This is a genomic window from Phytopseudomonas daroniae (assembly GCF_004327285.1).
GTDB classification, from domain to species: Bacteria; Pseudomonadota; Gammaproteobacteria; order Pseudomonadales; family Pseudomonadaceae; genus Aquipseudomonas; species Aquipseudomonas daroniae.
In genome coordinates this window covers 264,775-281,248 of record NZ_QJUI01000002.1, presented here as the reverse complement: position 1 = coordinate 281,248, position 16,474 = coordinate 264,775, and the positions used below count along the sequence as shown (strand labels likewise).

Sequence of the window (16,474 nt, the reverse complement as noted above, 5' to 3'; positions counted from 1 at the left end):
AATGTTCAAGCCGCAGTTGATCACGCTACAACGTGGCGCCCTGCGCATCGAGCCGCTGCTCGATGGAGATATTCCTGCTCTGGTGACCCTGGCCGAAGCCAACCGGCAGGAACTGGTCTACATGAGCGGCACCCAGCGCCTGGACTGGTATCGCCAGGCGCTGCACGAGCAGCGCGAGGATCGGGCGTTGCCGTTCGTGATTCGCCTGGGCGATCAGTTGGTCGGTACCACCCGCTTCGCCGACTTCGTGCCGACCCTGCCTACCGTGGAAATCGGCTGGACCTGGTTGGACGCCAGCCAGCACGGCACCGGTCTCAACAGCATGATCAAGTACCTGATGCTGCGCCATGCCTTCGAAAGCTGGCAGATGGTGCGCGTACAACTGAAAACCGCTGGCAGCAATCTGCGCTCCCAGCGTGCCATCGAAAAGCTCGGTGCCGTCCGCGAAGGGCTGCTGCGCAATCATCGCCGCCTGGCTGACGGGCGTCTCGACGATACCGTGATGTACAGCATCACCGATCAGGAGTGGCCGGTGGTCAAGGCAGGTCTGGAGGCGCGCTTCGGCGTCTGATCAAGCATGGATTCCGGTGAACGCACCCGCTTCTGGGAAAGTTCGGCGTTGGTCGGCGTGGAGCTGCTGCAGGCACGCTATATCAAGCAGCGCTTCACCCCTCACGTGCATGAGGGGTTCGTGTTTACCGTGATCGAGCACGGTGCGCAGCGTTTTCGTCACCGTGGGGCCGACCACCTGGCACCCGTCGGCAGCATGGTGCTGATCAATCCGGATGAAGTGCACACGGGCTCGGCAGCCCACGAGCAGGGCTGGCTCTACCGTGCTTTCTATCCAGCTCCTGCACAGGTCGATGGGGTTCTCGAAGAGCTGGGGCTGGCACATCGCGGCATGCCTTCTTTCGCCGCCAGCGTTCTGCAGGATGCGCAGCTACACCAGGCATTCGGCGAGTTGCATCGCTTGCTCGATAGCGACGCGAGTGTATTGCAACAGCAGACGGTATGGCGCGAAACGCTGTTGTTGCTGTTCCAGCGTCACGCCGGTGTCACCCAGGCGACTGTACCTGGTCTGGAGCCCCGTGCCGTGATGCAGGCCAAGGAGCTGCTTGCTTCACGCCTGGGCGAGCCGCCGTCACTGGAGGAACTGGCCGCTGCCGTGAATCTGTCTCCGTTCCATTTCGCTCGGGTATTCCGGCGCTCCACCGGCCTGCCGCCCCATGCCTGGCTGCAGCAACGGCGGCTCGAGCAGGCGCGAGCCCTGCTGCGAGATGGCTGCGCACCCCTGAATGTGGCCCTGCAACTGGGCTTCTCCGACCAGAGCCACCTTGGGCGGCAGTTCAAGCAGGCTTATGGGGTGGCGCCCGGTGAATATCGCAAGGGTTGTGCAAGCAACCCCAGAGTTCGCTTGACGTGGTGAGGGTTTTCTCGCACCTGCCAAACGTGCAGCAGCACAGCAAGATTGTTCAATAAAACCGGCGGAACGGCTTGTTAATCTGCGACCTGGGCACACCTTCTAGGAAGCAGGGGGATGATGGACAAAGTGTTTTGGCAGGATCCTTATCAAACGCAGCTGGTTACGCGTGTGGCCCAGGTCATCCGGGATGAGGTCAGCCTGGAAGCGACCATATTTTTTGCGTTTTCCGGTGGTCAGGAGAGCGATACGGGCACCTTGGCGGGCCTGCCGGTGCTGCAGGCGCGCAAGCATGGACTGGACATCTTCTATCTGTTGCCCAGTGGGCATGGGTTGAAGGTCGGGGATGAGGTGGCTTTGCTCATCGACTGGGTGCGACGCCAGCGCCTGATGCGGCTGCACTTTGCCGCAGAAATGGTGCTGCAACTGGTTTGCCAACTGCATCCCGGGATTCAGCGTATCGGCGCCCATATTGCTCAGGACAAAGCGCGTATCGACTTTGCTCTGGACGCCAACATCGGCGCGCTTTTTTCTCGGATTGAGGCACAGGCCGCGCAACTTGTGGCCGAGAACCGGCCGATCATCTGTGAGTTTACCGATGTTGCAGCGCAGAGACGCCTGTGGCGTGTAGACGGTTTTGCCCAGATGCCCTGTGGCGGAACCCATCCGCGCACGACAGGCGAGGTCGGTTCGATTCGTTTGAAACGCAAGAATATCGGTAAGGGCAAGGAGCGCGTGGAGGTATATCTCGTCGAGGACCGCAAGATTGTTCAAGACACCGTCGCATTGACCGCCTAACGTTGCGCGCTCTTGGCGTGATCGGCTGGGCTGCAATCCCGTAGCATCGCCCCGGCGCGAGGCGATTGTGGCCTTGCCGGATCAACTGCTTAATCTTCGCGATTCGCCCCGGGGTCGGGGCTCCTACAGGTTTGCTGGTATGTCCCGTCAACACGAATTCCTGCAGGGGCTGCGCGACATGCTGCCGATGCTGCTCGGTGCCATGCCGTTCGGCATCATCTATGGCAGCCTGGCTGGCGCCGCCGGGCTCAGTGCCTGGCAGGCCGTCGGCATGTCGGTGCTGGTGTTTGCCGGCTCCGCGCAGTTCATCGCCATCAGCCTGCTCGGCGGTGGCGCGACGTTGGCGGTGCTGTGGCTGACCACTCTGGTGGTCAACCTGCGCCACGCCCTGTACAGCGCCACCCTGCAGCCTTTCGTTCGCCACCTGTCCAAGCGCTGGCGCGTGCCGCTGGCATTCTGGCTGACCGACGAGACCTTTGCCGTGGTACAGCAGCGTTACGCCGAAACGGATGCGTCGCCGCACAAGCACTGGTATTTCCTCGGCGCCGGGCTGGCCATGTACGTCAACTGGGTGAGCTGCACCCTGATCGGCCTGGTGTTCGGTCAGGCGGTGCCGAACATCGCGGCCTGGGGGCTGGATTTCGCCATGATTGCCACCTTTATCGGTGTCGTCGTACCGATGCTGCGCAACCGCCCGCAGGTAGCGGCGGCGCTGGTGGCCGCGGTGGTCGCATTGGTGTGTCATGAGTTGCCGTACAAGTTAGGCCTGATGGCTGCTGCCTTTGCCGGCATTCTGGTCGGCGTGCTGCTGGAGCGTTATCAGCGCCCACTGCAGGAGGAGCCTTGCTGATGGAAAACTGGATGCTGATTTTCGGCATGCTGGCGATCACTTTCGCCACGCGCTACAGCCTGTTCGCCTTTCCCGATCTGCGCTTTCCCCAGGCAGTGCGCCAGGCCCTGCATTACGTGCCGACCGCCGTGCTCACGGCCATCGTGGTGCCCGGCATGTTGCTGCCGGACGGCGAGCACTGGGCTCTGCGCTGGGACAACGCCTATCTCCTGGCAGGGCTGGCGACCATTGCCATCGCGGTGGTAACCCGGCACCTGCTGGCGACCATTGGCGGCGGTCTGCTGATCTTCTTCCTGCTGCGCTGGGCGATGGGGCAGATTTGAGCAGCGCCAAGTCACAAGCCACGAGCGACAGCTAAGGGCCATCCGCAGGCTCTTGGCTTTTTCTTGCAGCTTGAGGCTTGCGGCTTGCAGCTCTCGTCGAGTCCAATGCTCAGCGAATCACCAATAGGGAAGGTATCGATGAGCCAGCATTCGCAATTCGCCCTGCTGAAGAGCAGGCGCTTCCTGCCGTTCTTCATCACGCAGCTGCTCGGTGCATTCAACGACAACATCTTCAAGCAGTCGTTGATCCTCGCGATTCTGTTCAAGCTCAGCCTCGACACGGATCGTGATCTGCTGGTCAACCTGGCCGCCATGCTGTTCATTCTGCCGTTCTTCCTGTTCTCCGCACTCGGTGGGCAGTTCGGTGAAAAGTTCGCCAAGGACTGGCTGATCCGCCGGCTCAAGTTCTTCGAGATTTTCATCATGCTGGTCGGCGCGGTCGGCGTGCTGCTCGGCAACCTGACGCTGATGCTCGCGGTGCTGTTCGCCATGGGGCTGCAGTCGGCGCTGTTCGGCCCGGTGAAGTACTCGATCCTTCCCCAGGCGCTGAAGCCCGAGGAGCTGGTCGGCGGCAACGCCCTGGTGGAAATGGGTACCTTTCTGGCGATCCTGGCCGGCACCATCGGTGCTGGGCTGATGCTCACCAGCGCGCATTACGGGGTGATCGTCGCCTCTTCGGTGGTGCTGGTGTCAGTGCTGGGCTACCTGTCCAGCCGTGGTATTCCGCGCGCGGATGCCGCGTTGCCTGACCTGACCCTGGATTGGAACATCCTGCGCCAGACCTGGCTGACCTTGCGCATGGGTCTCACGCAGCCCAAGGTCGTATCACGTTCGCTGGTCGGCAACTCCTGGTTCTGGTTTCTCGGCGCGGTGTACCTGACGCAGATTCCGGCCTATTCGAAGGAATGGCTGCACGGGGACGAGAGTGTGGTCACGCTGATCCTTACCGTATTTTCGGTAGGCATCGCGCTCGGTTCGATGCTCTGCGAGCGGATGAGCGGGCACAAGGTGGAGATCGGCCTGGTGCCGTTCGGCTCCATTGGCCTGTCGCTGTTCGGCATTCTGCTGTGGTGGGGCTCGGGCGGCGTGCCCGAGGCGGCGCAACCGCACAGCTGGCTGGCGCTGCTCGGTTATGGCCATGCCTGGTGGGTGCTGGGCTCTATTCTCGGCATTGGCGTGTTCGGCGGTTTCTACATCGTGCCGCTGTACGCCCTGATCCAGTCGCGAACCGCCGAGAACGAGCGGGCCCGGGTGATTGCCGCGAACAACATTCTCAACGCGCTGTTCATGGTGGTATCGGCACTGGTGTCGATCCTCTTTCTCAGCGTTGCCGGCTTGTCGATCCCGCAGCTGTTCCTGGTCGTTTCGCTGATGAACGTGGCGGTCAACAGCTACATCTTCAAGATCGTCCCCGAGTTCACCATGCGCTTCCTCATCTGGCTGCTCGGGCACTCGATGTACCGGGTGTCGCACAAGGGCCTGGACGCCATTCCGGACGAGGGGCCGGCGGTGCTGGTGTGCAACCACGTGTCGTTCGTCGATGCGCTGCTGATCGGTGGCGCGGTGCGTCGGCCGATACGCTTCGTCATGTACTACAAGATCTACAACCTGCCGCTGCTCAACTTCATTTTCCGTACCGCCGGCACCGTGCCAATCGCCGGACGCAGCGAGGATCTGCTGGTGTTCGACGCGGCGTTCAAGCGCATTGGCGAATACCTGCGTAACGGCGAGGTGGTGTGCATTTTTCCCGAAGGCAAGCTGACCGCCGACGGCGAGATCAGCGAATTCAAGGCAGGTGTCGAACGCATTCTGCAGGACAATCCGGTGCCAGTGATTCCCATGGCCTTGGGTGGCCTGTGGGGCAGTATCTTCAGTCGCGATCCGCAGAAACGGTTGTTCCGCCGCTTCTGGTCGCGCGTCGACCTGATCGCCGGGATGCCGATCGAGGCGGCTGCGGCCACGCGCCAGGTGTTGCAAGCCGAGGTCTCGGCATTGCGTGGAGACAAGCGCTGATTCGATTGTGGAGGTACCAGCTGCGATTCCTTCGTCGCAGTGCATAAACGAAAGAGCCCGCCAATTGGCGGGCTCTTTCGTTTCAGCCGTGGCTCAGCTTCAGCCCGATCAGGTCGCAGATGATCAGTGCCACGCTGGCCAGGCGCAGCAGTGCCATGGACTCGCCGAACAGGATGATGCCGGCGATCACCGTGCCCACCGCGCCGACGCCTGTCCAGATAGCGTAGGCGGTGCCCAGGGGCAGTTCCTTCATGGCCAGGCCGAGCAGCGTCAGGCTGACCACCATGGCGGCAACCGTAAGCAGGGTCGGAAGGGGGCGGCTGAAACCGTCGGTGTACTTCAGGCCGATGGCCCAGCCGACCTCGAACAGGCCGGCGAAGAACAGAATGATCCAGGACATGGAACGACTCCACTGTGTGGGGTCGTCCCCGGCGTGCGCCACTCACTATTGTGCATGAAGTGCCTGGCAGGGCAAATCGGCTGCAGGGGTTGCCATGACGCCAGAGCCGACCGAGATAAGGCGATAGCGGCCGTAGGGTGGATCGGGGCGCGTAGCTGGCGCTCTTTTCATCCACCATTGCGATTGCGGAGCGGTGGACGGGTCGGGCCGCGCAGGTGAACCCCATCAATTACCGATGGGTTGCACCCATCCTACGACCGTCCGCTATCGCCTGGTCAGCTTTCCTGCTTGTCGTCCTTCAGGCGTCGTAGAACGGTCGCCAGCAGCGCACCAGAGAGGTTGTGCCACACGCTGAACAGCGCGCTGGGCACAGCCGCCAGCGGTGAGAAGTGAGCACTGGCCAGGGCGGCGCCAAGCCCGGAGTTCTGCATGCCGACTTCGATGGACAGCGTTTTGCGCTGGGCCAGCGGCATACCGGTGAGCACTCCGGCCAGGTAGCCGAGGCCGAGCCCGAGGCTGTTGTGCAGGATCACCACGGCCATGATCAGCAGGCCGGATTCGGCGATCTTCGCCTGGCTGGCGGCAACCACTGCCGCGACGATCGCGACGATAGAAACCACCGAGATCAGTGGCAATACATCGATTGCCAGCTTCACGCGTTCGCCCAGCAGTCGTTGTGCGACCAGTCCAAGGACGATCGGCAGCAGCACCATCTGAAGAATCGAACTGAACATGGCCCAGAAGGAAACTGGCAGCCATTCGGAAGCCAGCAGCCAAATCAGCGCGGGAGTGACGATCGGTGCCATCAGGGTAGTCACTGCAGTGATACCAACGGACAGCGCTACGTCACCCTTGGCGAACCAGGTGATGACGTTGGAAGCGGTGCCGCCCGGGCAGCAGCCGACCAGAATCACGCCCACAGCGATTTCCGCCGGCAAGGCGAACAACTTGCAGAGTAGCCAGGCCAGACACGGCATGATGATGAATTGTGCGAGCACGCCGATCAGCACCCGCAGTGGATGCCGGGCCACTTCGCGGAAATCCGCGGCCTTGAGGGTCAGGCCCATGCCGAACATGATCAGGCCGAGCAGCGGCACTATCCACGACGTCAGCGGCAAGAAGGCGCTGGGCAGCAGAAAGGCCAGAACGGCGAACAGCAGTACCCACAGGGCGAAGGTGTTGCCGACGAAGCGGCTCAGGGCGATCAAGGCAGACATGGTTATGTTTCCGTAGCGACAGAAGGCTGGCTCCGCAGCGGGCAGGCAGAGCCGGTTATTGTTAGAGGAGCAGCGGCAAGCCAAAAGCCAGAGCCTCGTGCAGACCTGCTTTCACTTGCGGCTTGAGGCTTGCCGCTGCCTTTTATATTCCCTGCGGGGTGTCTTCGCCGCCCAGTGCTTCGAAAAGCGATGGCAGGAATTCCACCAGGGTCAGCATCATCAGGGTGAAGCTGGCATCCAGCTGGCCGAGGTTGTCGTCGCCGCCATCCTGTTCGGCCTGCTCTTGCAGCAGGTCTTCGAAGCGCAGGCGTTTGACCACCAGCTTGTCGTCGAGCACGAAGGATAGCTTGTCCTGCCAGGCCAGGGACAGTTGCACGACCTGCTTGCCGGAGGTCATGTGCAGCTGGATTTCGTCACCGGTCAGATCCTGGCGCTTGCAGCGCACCACGCCACCATCTTCGTGGGTGTCGCGCAGCTCGCATTCGTCCAGAACGTAGAAGCCTTCCGCGGACTTCTGCGTCTTCACCCAGTCGGTCATGGTCGCGCTCGGGGCGATCTTCACGGTCAGCGGGCGAACTGGCAGCGAGCCGATGGCTTCGCGCAGGGTGGACAGCAGGTCTTCGGCACGTTTCGGGCTGGAGGCGTCGACCAGGATCAAGCCCTGGGCCGGGGCGATGGCCGCGAAGGTGGCGGACTTGCGGATGAAGGCACGCGGCAGGAAGGCCTGGACGATCTCGTCCTTGATCTGGTCGCGCTCCTTCTTGTAGACCTTGCGCATCTGCTCGTTTTCGATCTCGTCGACCTTTTCCTTCACGGCGTCCTTGACCACGCTGCCGGGCAGGATGCGTTCTTCCTTGCGTGCGGCGAGCAGCAGGAAGCCCTGGCTTTCATGTACCAGTGGCGCGTCGGCACCTTTACCGAACGGTGCGATGAAACCGTAGGTGGCCAGTTCCTGGCTGGCGCAGGGCCGTGCAGGTTTGGCGGCCAGCGCTGCTTCGAGCGTTTCGGTATCGAAGGGAACGTCTTGGGTGAGGCGATAGACCAGCAGGTTGCGAAACCACATGAGCGGGGTGTCTCCAGTTAGCGGGCGCGCGCTTGGCGCGCAAAAAATCATGAGTCCGGGCGCAGGGCTTCTGCATAGGCACAGAGCGTGGGCCGTCTGGCGGCAGATGGTGAAACATGCCGCGCGACGATCAGACCAGCGCGAGGGCGCATTATTCCTTCCGGCGGCTGATTAGGCCAACCCTGTATCGAGGGGTGTGGAGGTTTCCGCTCTGAATTCCTAAGCCTTTGGAACTCCGATAAATTTTTTTCAGAAAGGGGGTTGCCAAGGTGCGGGTCGCTCTCTAGAATGCGCCCCACTTCGAGAGTGAAGGGTGATTAGCTCAGCTGGGAGAGCATCTGCCTTACAAGCAGAGGGTCGGCGGTTCGATCCCGTCATCACCCACCAACTCGTAGTATGCGCAGCGGTAGTTCAGTCGGTTAGAATACCGGCCTGTCACGCCGGGGGTCGCGGGTTCGAGTCCCGTCCGCTGCGCCATATATAGCTTCCAGGGCCCACTGAACACCCGGAAGCAACGCAAAAAAGCGCCCTAGGGCGCTTTTTTCGTTTCTGCGTGAAAAGCATTGGTCTTGCGACATGGCCGGTGCCTTCCAGTCGCAAGAATCCTCGATGATCTAAATTGCGCCGGGGCGGAAGGGCGGTTCGTCGTCCAGATCGTCCAGATCGTCGAAACCGTCGTCCAGATCCGGAACTTCATAGGTCTCGGTCTCGACTTCATCCTTGCGGGCCGTGCCCAGAATGCCGATCACCGCGCCCAGCGCCAGGCCCGCTGCGGCGAATGCCCAGGGGCGGCGATGCAGTGCCAGGTTCAGCTTGTCGGCTCCCTGTTTCACCTGGTTCTTGACCGTTTCCGCACTGTCGGCAAGATCATGCAGCTTCTGTCTGGCCGCGAAGGTGCCTTGGTGCAGCGACTGTTTCGCTTCGTGCAGCGCATCGGCCAGGGATTCATGATCTTCGGGATGCTCGAAATCGGTTGCCGGTTGCGCGCGTGCGCGCGTCTGTTCCACGGCCAACCAGGCCAGGCCGATGGCGGTCATGGCCACGGGAACCGGGTTGGATTTCAGGGTTTGCCCCAGGCGCTCGGCTATTTCCAGGCCGCCGCTTTCACGCCCGTAGGCCAGAGCCTGATCGATCAGGTATTGAGGGGTCAGGCGCGCTTCCACGTCATCGATCAGAGCGTCGATGCGGCTGCGTTGCTGGTCGATTTCCTGCTCGAGGATTTCCGGCGGTTTGCGCGATTCGGCTGCAATGCTGCTATTGGTACTCATGACATTTGCCTCTGCACGGCTTCCTTGTCCTTCTGCAAGGAGTCCAGGGTGCGTTCGGGGGTGAGTTGAGAAGGTGTGAATTTCTGCTGGCCGATCTTCAGTATGATCAGGCCGATCACGATGACCACTACGCCCACGATCAGGGCGGCCAGCCAGGGCGCTACCACGGTGCTCAGCCCGTACACGGCGGAAAGCAGCAGCATCAGCACACCGCACAGCAGCACGATAGCCCCGATGGCTACCGCGGCGATGCCGGTCTTGGTGGCCTGCAGGGAGGCGTTGAGCTCGACCTTGGCCAGTGCCAACTCTTTGGTGAAGAGCGTTTGCACTTCGCGAGTCAGCTGGCGCAGCAGGCCGAGCAGGGAAGGATCTACCGGGGGGTGCCGCGGATCTTCAGTCATTGCAGGGCTCCTTTTCGCGTGTGACTTTCGAGAGCGCGCTCACGCTTGCACAACACATGGCCGAGCGCGAAGCCAAGGGCGATACCGCCTGCCGCCAGCCAAAACGGATGGGTGTGGGCGAAGCGCTCTACCTTGTAAACCGCGTCGCCGCGGGCACTGTTCAAGGCATCGCGTAGCGCGGCAAGCTGGCGGGCAGCTTCGCGCAGGCGATCCGGCGACTGCGGGGCATCCGGATTTTCCAGATCGGCGATGGTCGAACGGGCCATCTGCGCCAAGGCCTCCAGTTCGTCGGTATGCGACTGATCGGCCTGGATGCGTGCGCGCAGTTGTTCCTGAGCGTCCTGTCGCCAGTGCCCGGAGATGATCTTGGTGGGGCGCTTGTGCGGCCGTTCTTTGCTGTCGTTGTCCATGTGGCTACACCTGTTCATGCTTGAAAGGGCTGTCCGTCAATTGCCGGACTCAGCGGCTTTGCTCGCGGCTGGCGAATTCATCCGCGATCGGCACATTGATATCCATGGGTGCCGGGGCTGCTGGAGCGGGGGGCACAGGAGGCGTCGCCGCGGTGCGGGTGCGATCCGCCAGTTCTTCGGCCATCAGCAGCAGTTCCTGGGCGCGCTGGATGCGAGCACGCAGGTAACGGATTTCTTCCAGTGGATCGTCCACTGCGCTTTTCACGCTGCAATGCCCGCTCAGGCCGCGCAACAGCAGCAGGCTGCCGGCGCTCAATTGACGATTACCCAACTGGCCTTGTTTGCTTGCACCCAGTGCGGCCAGCAGCAGGCCGCCGCCGATGGACAGCAAGCGCTCCCAGCCTCTTACGTTCTGACGTGCCGGGCCCTGTCGAGTGGGTTGCGATTGCGGTTCGAAGGCGACCATGGATTCACTCCTGCCTGATTGTTGATGGGAAGCCGGATACACGCCCTGTCATACGGGGTCTGGCTGCGGTTTTTCCGGTAAGACATCGTTGTCCGGTTCATGGGGGTGACCGAGAGGGGCCGGTTCGCCCGGCGTGTCCGGTGTGCCGGGTGCCTGGGTAGGATCCTCTGGTATTCGCTGGCTCATGACACTTCCCTCCGGTCTGTGCTCTACGTGGTTTGAGGGTAGCGCGCGCTGCATGTTCGATCTTTTTGCCAAGCGATATCCGCATGCCGTTCCTCTGGGCACGGCACAGGCGCAGCTGCTTTCGGCAGAAACCTTAAACCTCTGCGGATTGGCTCCGGTCAAGATTTGTGAATCCCCTGCAGTGACGCTGCTCGGGCAAGCGGTCGCGCACGCTGACGTCGCGTGGCAACTCCATCCATGTGGGCCTGCTTCGGGCCTGAACTTCGAGCGAGTTTTCCATGAGCATGACAGTCGCAGATTTCATCGTCGAACGCCTCTATCAATGGGGCGTTCGACGTATTTATGGCTACCCGGGCGATGGCATCAACGGGGTTTTCGGTGCCCTGGCCAAGGCCGATGGCAAGATTCGTTTCATCCAGGCTCGACACGAGGAGATGGCCGCCTTCATGGCATCTGCCGACGCCAAGTTCTCTGGCGATCTGGGTGTATGCATCGCCACTTCCGGCCCGGGCGCCACGCACCTGCTCACGGGCCTCTATGATGCGCGCATGGATCACATGCCGGTATTGGCCATCGTCGGCCAGCAAGCCCGCAATGCCCTGGGCGGGCATTACCAGCAGGAAGTGGATCTGCTGTCGATGTTCAAGGACGTGGCGGGTGCCTTCGTGCAGCAGGCCAGCTCGCCAGCTCAGGTTCGTCATCTGGTCGACCGCAGCATTCGCGCGGCACTGGGCGACCGCCGGGTGACCGCGATCATCCTGCCCAATGACCTGCAAACCCTGCCTTACGAAGAACCGGCTCACGAGCACGGAGCCCTGCATTCCGGCGTCGGCTACAGCCGACCGCGGGTGGTGCCCTACGAGGCTGACCTGGAGCGCGCCGCCGAGGTGCTGAACGCCGGCAAGAAGGTGGCGATTCTGGTTGGTGCCGGTGCGCTGGGGGCGAGCCAGGAGGTCGCGCAGATCGCCGATGTGCTGGGTGCGGGTGTCGCCAAGGCGCTGCTGGGCAAGGCCGTGCTGCCGGACGGTCTGCCCTGGGTGACCGGCTCCATCGGTTTGCTCGGCACCAAACCGAGCTATCAGATGATGAATGAGTGCGACACCTTGCTGATGATCGGCTCCGGCTTCCCCTATGCCGAGTTTCTGCCCAAGGAAGGCCAGGCGCGCGGTGTGCAGATCGATATCCAGGCGGACATGCTTGGTTTGCGTTATCCCATGGAAGTCAACCTGCAGGGCGACTCCGCGGACACTCTGCGGGCATTGTTGCCGCTGCTCGAGCGCAAGAAACTGCGCACCTGGCGCAAACGCATCGAGCGTTGGACGGCGCAATGGGAAACCACCTTGCGGCGCCGCGCCATGGCCTCGGCATCGCCGATCAACCCGCAGCGCGTGGCTTACGAGCTGTCGCCGCGCTTGCCGGATCGCGCCGTGGTCACCTGCGACTCCGGCTCCTGTGCCAACTGGTTCGCCCGCGATGTGAAGATTCGCGAAGACATGCTCTGTTCGCTGTCCGGTGGCCTGGCCTCCATGGGGGCGGCAGTGCCCTATGCCATCGCCGCCAAGTTCGCCCATCCGGATCGCCCGGTGGTGGCTCTGGTCGGCGATGGTGCGATGCAGATGAACAACATGGCCGAGCTGATCACCGTCGCCAAATACTGGCAGCAATGGCAGGACAAACGCTGGATCTGCGCGGTGTTCAATAACGAGGATCTCAACCAGGTGACCTGGGAGCAGCGGGCCATGGAGGGCGATCCGAAGTTCCCGGCGTCCCAGGACATTCCCAATGTCGCCTACCACCAATTCGCCGAGTCCATCGGCTTGAGGGGCATTTACGTCGATCGTGAAGAGGATGTCGCCCAGGCCTGGGAGCAGGCCTTGGCATCGGATCGACCGGTGCTGATCGAGTTCAAGACCGATCCCGATGTGCCGCCGTTACCGCCGCATATCACCCTGGCGCAGGCCAAGGCGTTCGCTTCGGCGCTGTGGCAGGGCGACCCGGATCAGGGTGGCATCATCCGCCAGGCGACCAAGCAGGTACTCGGCTCGATTCTGCCGGGTAAAGGTCGGCGTTAGGGTCTGTTGCCGTTTCAACGCGAGCCGCGTTGCCGCGAGAAATCTCGCCAGGCCGGGCGGCGATCCGCTAGGCGGAGGACGCCGGTAATGGACTAGCCGTCCGCGTTTTCCCTTGCCAAGTCCTCCAACAACGCATGGCGAGATTTCCCGCGCAACCTAGGCGGCCCCACCCGAAGGGCCGGGCCCGTTTTACCGCGATGCTGCGTTTCTCGCCGGCTCATTTAGCCAGCTAAACTTCGCGGCTCGTGCCTTGCCTCGCGGCAAAACGGGCTCCGGCGCGGCCGTGCGTGAAACGGCAACAGACCCTAGATTTCAGCCAATAGCTGCGCGTGCCAGTGCGGCAGGCGCAGCAGGGCGAATCTGGCTGCGTCATCGAGAACCTGCGAGCGATCGCCGGTGAAGCGCTCGGTGCTGGAGAACAGGCGAACGGCGCCAGCCTGGGTGCGGAACGCCCAGGCGAAGCACAGCGTGCCTGGCGGAATCTCACCTTGCGCGTCCGGCCCGGCCACGCCAGTGGTGGCGACCGCTACGTTGGCCGGGCTGCCGTTCAGCGCGCCGCTGGCCATTTCCCGAGTGACTTCTTCACTGGTGAGGTTGAAGTTGTCCAGGGTCTCCTGGCTGACCCCGAGCAGACGTTTTTTGGCCGCGGGCGAGTAGACCACCAGGCCGCTGTCCAGGCATTCGCCGCTGCCTGGGTGCTTGGCGAGCAGCGCCACGATCATGCCGGCCGTGCAGGATTCCGCCGTGGTCAGGTACAGCTTGTGCTGTTTCAGGTAGTCGAGCAGCGTTTCGATGTCATGCATGGTGGTTTCCTGTGGTTCACCCGTTCTGAATATGGATTTGTGTCTGGGCGGGTAGGTGCTGTCATTCGGATCGGCGGTGGTCGTGCTGAAACGTCAACAGACCCTTGTCTTTTCCCGGAACTCTGCCGCTTGCCGGTCAGTCAGGTGTTACAGGTCAACAGCCCCTAGAGGGGAAACCCGTGCTTATTTCTCTGCATGAACAGGTCGCATTGGTCACCGGTGCCAGTTCGGGGATCGGTGCGGCGTCGGCGAAGGCGCTGGCTCAAGCCGGGGCTGCAGTGGTGCTGAATTATCGATCCGGGCGCGAGGCGGCCGAACAGCTGGCAGAGGAGATTCGCCGCGGTGGCGGGCAGGCAGTTGCCGTTGCTGCCGATGTGGCCAGCGAGGAGGAGGTCGAGGCGCTGTTCGCCGAGACGGTCGCCGCTTTCGGGCGGCTGGACATCCTGCTGGCCAATTCGGGCGTGCAGCGAGATGCGCCGACGGTGGACATGAGCCTGGAACAATGGAACCAGGTGCTGCAGGTCAACCTCACTGGCCAGTTTCTCTGCGTGCGCGCCGCGCTGCGTCAGTTTCGCCAACAGGAAATTCGCGAGAACGTGTCGCGAGCAGTCGGCAAGATCATCCAGATGAGCTCGGTGCACCAGTTGATCCCCTGGGCCGGGCGCGCCAACTATGCTGCGTCCAAGGGCGGCCTCGATCTGTTGATGCGCAGCGTGGCTCAGGAGGTTGGCGAGCAGCGCATCCGCGTCAATGCCATCGCGCCGGGGGCGATCCGTACTGCGATCAACCGCGAGGCTACCGAAGGCGAGGCCGCCCGGTCGCTGCTCGAACTGATTCCCTATGGCCGCCTTGGTGATGTCGAAGACGTCGCCAATGCGGTGGTCTGGCTGGCCTCCGATGCCGCCGATTACGTCCACGGCACGACCCTGTTCATCGACGGCGGTATGAGCCTCTATCCGGAGTTTCGTGACAATGGCTGAGATTCAGGGGAAGCAGATGCCCATCGAAGCGCACGGCATCATCGGCGATATGCGCAGTGCGGCTCTGGTCGCCGACAGTGGCTGCGTGGACTTTTTCTGCTGGCCCGATTTCGACAGCCCATCGATCTTTACCGCCTTGCTCGACAGCCCCGCAGCCGGGGTTTTCCAGCTAGCGCCGGATCTGCCAGGGGCGCGCCGTCGACAACTCTACCTACCGGATACCAACGTGCTGCAGACACGCTGGCTGGACGAGAACGCGGTAGTGGAGAGCACCGATCTGATGCCGATCAATGCCGATGTGGATGACCATCCGCGTTTGATCCGTCGCATCCAGGTGGTCTCCGGCAGTGCGCGAATCCGCATGCGTTGCCGTGTTCGCCATGATTACAGTCGCGCCGACACCGTGGCGCAGATGGATGGCCGCGATGTGGTGTTTCATGCGCCTGGCCAGCCGAGCCTGCGCCTGTCCTCCAGCCAGCCGCTGACGGTCGATCAGCACTGCGGCGTCGCCGAATTCGAGCTGCAGGAAGGCGAGCACGCCGAATTCGTGCTCGGTGCCCTGGACGATCCGCTGGTAGCCGCAGGTACCTGCGAACACTGTCTGCAGCAAACCCTGACCTACTGGCGGCGCTGGATCAAACAGTCCAACTACCGGGGGCGCTGGCGCGAGATGGTGCATCGTTCGGCGCTGGCGCTCAAGCTGCTGACCTCGCGCAAACATGGCGGCATTCTCGCGGCCGCGACCTACGGCCTGCCGGAAGCGGCAGGTGGTGAACGCAACTGGGATTACCGTTACACCTGGATTCGCGACGCCTCGTTTACCGTCTACGCGTTCATGCGCCTGGGATTCACCGAGGAGGCCAATGCCTTCATGCGCTGGGTTCGCGAACGGGTCGACGATTGCTCGGAAACGCCTGCCCATCTGCGCATTCTCTACAGCCTTCGCGGCCAGCATGAATTGCCGGAAAAGTCTCTGGATCATCTCGCCGGCCACGGCGGCGCGCGGCCGGTACGGATTGGCAACGAGGCCCATGAGCAGATCCAATTGGATATCTTTGGCGAGTTGCTGGATGCGGTCTATCTCGCCAACAAATACGGCGAGGCGATTTCCCACGACGGCTGGCGGCATGTGGTGGGCATCGTCGATCGGGTCTGCGTCAGTTGGCAGCAGAAGGATGTCGGTATCTGGGAAATTCGTGGCGAGGAACAGCATTTCCTGCATTCGCGACTGATGTGCTGGGTCGCGCTGGATCGAGCCATTCGCCTGGCCCAGAAACGTTCGCTACCGGCACCCTTCGCCCGTTGGAACGAACAGCGCCAGGCGATCCATGACGACATCTGGAGTAATTTCTGGGATGAGGACTGCGGCCATTTCATCCAGCGCATCGGTTGTCAGGACGTCGACGGCTCGATGTTGCTGATGCCATTGATGCGTTTTGTCGCCGCCACCGATCCGCGCTGGCTGGCCACGCTCGAAGCTATCGAGCATCAACTGGTACGCGACGGTATGGTCTACCGCTACCACACCGATGATGGCCTGAAAGGCGAGGAGGGTTCCTTCGTCGCCTGTTCGTTCTGGTACGTGGAATGCCTGGCGCGTGCCGGACGAACCGAGCAGGCACTCCTGGAGTTCGAGCAGTTGTTACGCTATGCCAACCCGGTGGGGCTGTATGCCGAGGAGCTCGACCGGCGTGCCCATCACATGGGCAATACGCCCCAGGCATTGAGTCATCTGGCACTGATCAGTGCCGCCAGTTTTCTCGATCACAAACTCAGCGGCGAACGCACCACATGGCAGCCCTGA

17 protein-coding genes and 2 tRNA genes are annotated in these 16,474 nt (G+C 62.3%); 11 read left to right on the top strand and 8 right to left on the bottom strand.

Annotated elements, in window-relative coordinates:
- Position 1 precedes the first annotated feature (1 nt).
- The 6 genes from DNK06_RS03180 (at position 2) to DNK06_RS03155 (ending at position 5,404) form a co-directional block, all read left to right on the top strand.
- Positions 2-571, top strand: a complete 570-nt coding sequence (locus DNK06_RS03180) for a GNAT family N-acetyltransferase (protein WP_131178586.1) — start codon at positions 2-4, stop codon at positions 569-571.
- A gap of 6 nt (positions 572-577) precedes the next feature.
- The gene (locus tag DNK06_RS03175) at positions 578-1,426 is read left to right on the top strand and encodes a helix-turn-helix transcriptional regulator (protein WP_131178585.1); all 849 of its coding nucleotides are present in this window, start codon (positions 578-580) and stop codon (positions 1,424-1,426) included.
- A 111-nt stretch (positions 1,427-1,537) separates the two neighbouring features.
- On the top strand, positions 1,538-2,218 hold the full coding sequence (locus DNK06_RS03170; RefSeq protein ID WP_131178584.1) for an alanyl-tRNA editing protein: 681 nt from the start codon (positions 1,538-1,540) through the stop codon (positions 2,216-2,218).
- Positions 2,219-2,357: 139 nt separating this feature from the next.
- Complete coding sequence (locus DNK06_RS03165; RefSeq protein WP_131178583.1) at positions 2,358-3,068, top strand: AzlC family ABC transporter permease; 711 nt, start codon at positions 2,358-2,360, stop codon at positions 3,066-3,068.
- Positions 3,068-3,391, top strand: coding sequence for an AzlD domain-containing protein (locus DNK06_RS03160; RefSeq protein WP_131178582.1), 324 nt, complete (start codon positions 3,068-3,070; stop codon positions 3,389-3,391). Before DNK06_RS03165 ends, DNK06_RS03160 begins: the two co-directional genes overlap by 1 nt.
- Positions 3,392-3,529: 138 nt before the next feature.
- Positions 3,530-5,404 (top strand): MFS transporter, encoded by a 1,875-nt coding sequence (locus DNK06_RS03155; protein WP_131178581.1) that lies wholly within the window; start codon positions 3,530-3,532, stop codon positions 5,402-5,404.
- Positions 5,405-5,486: 82 nt separating this feature from the next.
- Here the strand turns inward: DNK06_RS03155 and sugE are convergent, their stop codons facing one another.
- The 3 genes from sugE to rdgC all read right to left on the bottom strand — a co-directional run bounded on the left by sugE (position 5,487) and on the right by rdgC (position 8,084).
- Positions 5,487-5,804, bottom strand: a complete 318-nt coding sequence (gene sugE / locus DNK06_RS03150) for a quaternary ammonium compound efflux SMR transporter SugE (protein ID WP_131178580.1) — start codon at positions 5,802-5,804, stop codon at positions 5,487-5,489.
- Between the two features lie 275 nt (positions 5,805-6,079).
- Positions 6,080-7,021 (bottom strand): bile acid:sodium symporter family protein, encoded by a 942-nt coding sequence (locus tag DNK06_RS03145; RefSeq protein ID WP_131178579.1) that lies wholly within the window; start codon positions 7,019-7,021, stop codon positions 6,080-6,082.
- A 142-nt stretch (positions 7,022-7,163) separates the two neighbouring features.
- A complete protein-coding gene (rdgC, locus tag DNK06_RS03140; protein WP_131178578.1) occupies positions 7,164-8,084 on the bottom strand; it encodes a recombination-associated protein RdgC in 921 nt (306 codons plus the stop codon).
- Positions 8,085-8,395: 311 nt separating this feature from the next.
- Here rdgC and DNK06_RS03135 point away from each other — a divergent pair.
- Positions 8,396-8,471 (top strand) — tRNA-Val (locus tag DNK06_RS03135).
- Positions 8,472-8,484: 13 nt separating this feature from the next.
- Positions 8,485-8,561: transfer RNA gene (locus DNK06_RS03130), tRNA-Asp, on the top strand.
- Between the two features lie 137 nt (positions 8,562-8,698).
- Here the strand turns inward: DNK06_RS03130 and DNK06_RS03125 are convergent.
- Genes DNK06_RS03125 through DNK06_RS03110 form a run of 4 tightly spaced genes read right to left on the bottom strand, consistent with a single transcriptional unit; the run spans position 8,699 to position 10,629 of the window.
- Positions 8,699-9,352, bottom strand: coding sequence for a DUF3618 domain-containing protein (locus tag DNK06_RS03125; RefSeq protein WP_131178577.1), 654 nt, complete (start codon positions 9,350-9,352; stop codon positions 8,699-8,701).
- A complete protein-coding gene (locus tag DNK06_RS03120) occupies positions 9,349-9,753 on the bottom strand; it encodes a phage holin family protein (protein ID WP_131178576.1) in 405 nt (134 codons plus the stop codon). Before DNK06_RS03120 ends, DNK06_RS03125 begins: the two co-directional genes overlap by 4 nt.
- Positions 9,750-10,163 (bottom strand): hypothetical protein, encoded by a 414-nt coding sequence (locus DNK06_RS03115; protein WP_131178575.1) that lies wholly within the window; start codon positions 10,161-10,163, stop codon positions 9,750-9,752. The genes DNK06_RS03120 and DNK06_RS03115 overlap by 4 nt, the downstream gene beginning before the upstream one ends.
- A 49-nt stretch (positions 10,164-10,212) precedes the next feature.
- Positions 10,213-10,629 carry a YgaP-like transmembrane domain gene (locus DNK06_RS03110; protein ID WP_131178574.1) on the bottom strand — a complete coding sequence of 139 codons (417 nt, stop codon included), beginning with the start codon at positions 10,627-10,629 and terminating at the stop codon, positions 10,213-10,215.
- A gap of 464 nt (positions 10,630-11,093) precedes the next feature.
- Here DNK06_RS03110 and DNK06_RS03105 point away from each other — a divergent pair, with 464 nt between their 5' ends.
- On the top strand, positions 11,094-12,887 hold the full coding sequence (locus DNK06_RS03105) for a thiamine pyrophosphate-requiring protein (RefSeq protein ID WP_131178573.1): 1,794 nt from the start codon (positions 11,094-11,096) through the stop codon (positions 12,885-12,887).
- 305 nt (positions 12,888-13,192) lie between these two features.
- Here the strand turns inward: DNK06_RS03105 and DNK06_RS03100 are convergent, their stop codons facing one another.
- Entirely contained in the window at positions 13,193-13,690 is a 498-nt protein-coding gene (locus DNK06_RS03100; RefSeq protein WP_131178572.1) for a CinA family protein, read from the bottom strand.
- Positions 13,691-13,869: 179 nt separating this feature from the next.
- Here DNK06_RS03100 and DNK06_RS03095 point away from each other — a divergent pair, with 179 nt between their 5' ends.
- Together DNK06_RS03095 and DNK06_RS03090 are read left to right on the top strand one after the other, a co-directional pair.
- Positions 13,870-14,670 carry a glucose 1-dehydrogenase gene (locus tag DNK06_RS03095; RefSeq protein ID WP_131178571.1) on the top strand — a complete coding sequence of 267 codons (801 nt, stop codon included), beginning with the start codon at positions 13,870-13,872 and terminating at the stop codon, positions 14,668-14,670.
- Positions 14,663-16,474 (top strand): glycoside hydrolase family 15 protein, encoded by a 1,812-nt coding sequence (locus DNK06_RS03090; protein ID WP_131178570.1) that lies wholly within the window; start codon positions 14,663-14,665, stop codon positions 16,472-16,474. The genes DNK06_RS03095 and DNK06_RS03090 overlap by 8 nt, the downstream gene beginning before the upstream one ends.

Bases quoted from the DNA above. Each gene is read 5' to 3' on its own strand.
- DNK06_RS03180 (WP_131178586.1), top strand. From the start codon at position 2: ATGTTCAAGCCGCAGTTGATCACGCTACAACGTGGCGCCCTGCGCATC.
- DNK06_RS03175 (WP_131178585.1), top strand. From the start codon at position 578: ATGGATTCCGGTGAACGCACCCGCTTCTGGGAAAGTTCGGCGTTGGTC.
- DNK06_RS03170 (WP_131178584.1), top strand. From the start codon at position 1,538: ATGATGGACAAAGTGTTTTGGCAGGATCCTTATCAAACGCAGCTGGTT.
- DNK06_RS03165 (WP_131178583.1), top strand. From the start codon at position 2,358: ATGTCCCGTCAACACGAATTCCTGCAGGGGCTGCGCGACATGCTGCCG.
- DNK06_RS03160 (WP_131178582.1), top strand. From the start codon at position 3,068: ATGGAAAACTGGATGCTGATTTTCGGCATGCTGGCGATCACTTTCGCC.
- DNK06_RS03155 (WP_131178581.1), top strand. From the start codon at position 3,530: ATGAGCCAGCATTCGCAATTCGCCCTGCTGAAGAGCAGGCGCTTCCTG.
- sugE (WP_131178580.1), bottom strand. From the start codon at position 5,804: ATGTCCTGGATCATTCTGTTCTTCGCCGGCCTGTTCGAGGTCGGCTGG.
- DNK06_RS03145 (WP_131178579.1), bottom strand. From the start codon at position 7,021: ATGTCTGCCTTGATCGCCCTGAGCCGCTTCGTCGGCAACACCTTCGCC.
- rdgC (WP_131178578.1), bottom strand. From the start codon at position 8,084: ATGTGGTTTCGCAACCTGCTGGTCTATCGCCTCACCCAAGACGTTCCC.
- DNK06_RS03125 (WP_131178577.1), bottom strand. From the start codon at position 9,352: ATGAGTACCAATAGCAGCATTGCAGCCGAATCGCGCAAACCGCCGGAA.
- DNK06_RS03120 (WP_131178576.1), bottom strand. From the start codon at position 9,753: ATGACTGAAGATCCGCGGCACCCCCCGGTAGATCCTTCCCTGCTCGGC.
- DNK06_RS03115 (WP_131178575.1), bottom strand. From the start codon at position 10,163: ATGGACAACGACAGCAAAGAACGGCCGCACAAGCGCCCCACCAAGATC.
- DNK06_RS03110 (WP_131178574.1), bottom strand. From the start codon at position 10,629: ATGGTCGCCTTCGAACCGCAATCGCAACCCACTCGACAGGGCCCGGCA.
- DNK06_RS03105 (WP_131178573.1), top strand. From the start codon at position 11,094: ATGAGCATGACAGTCGCAGATTTCATCGTCGAACGCCTCTATCAATGG.
- DNK06_RS03100 (WP_131178572.1), bottom strand. From the start codon at position 13,690: ATGCATGACATCGAAACGCTGCTCGACTACCTGAAACAGCACAAGCTG.
- DNK06_RS03090 (WP_131178570.1), top strand. From the start codon at position 14,663: ATGGCTGAGATTCAGGGGAAGCAGATGCCCATCGAAGCGCACGGCATC.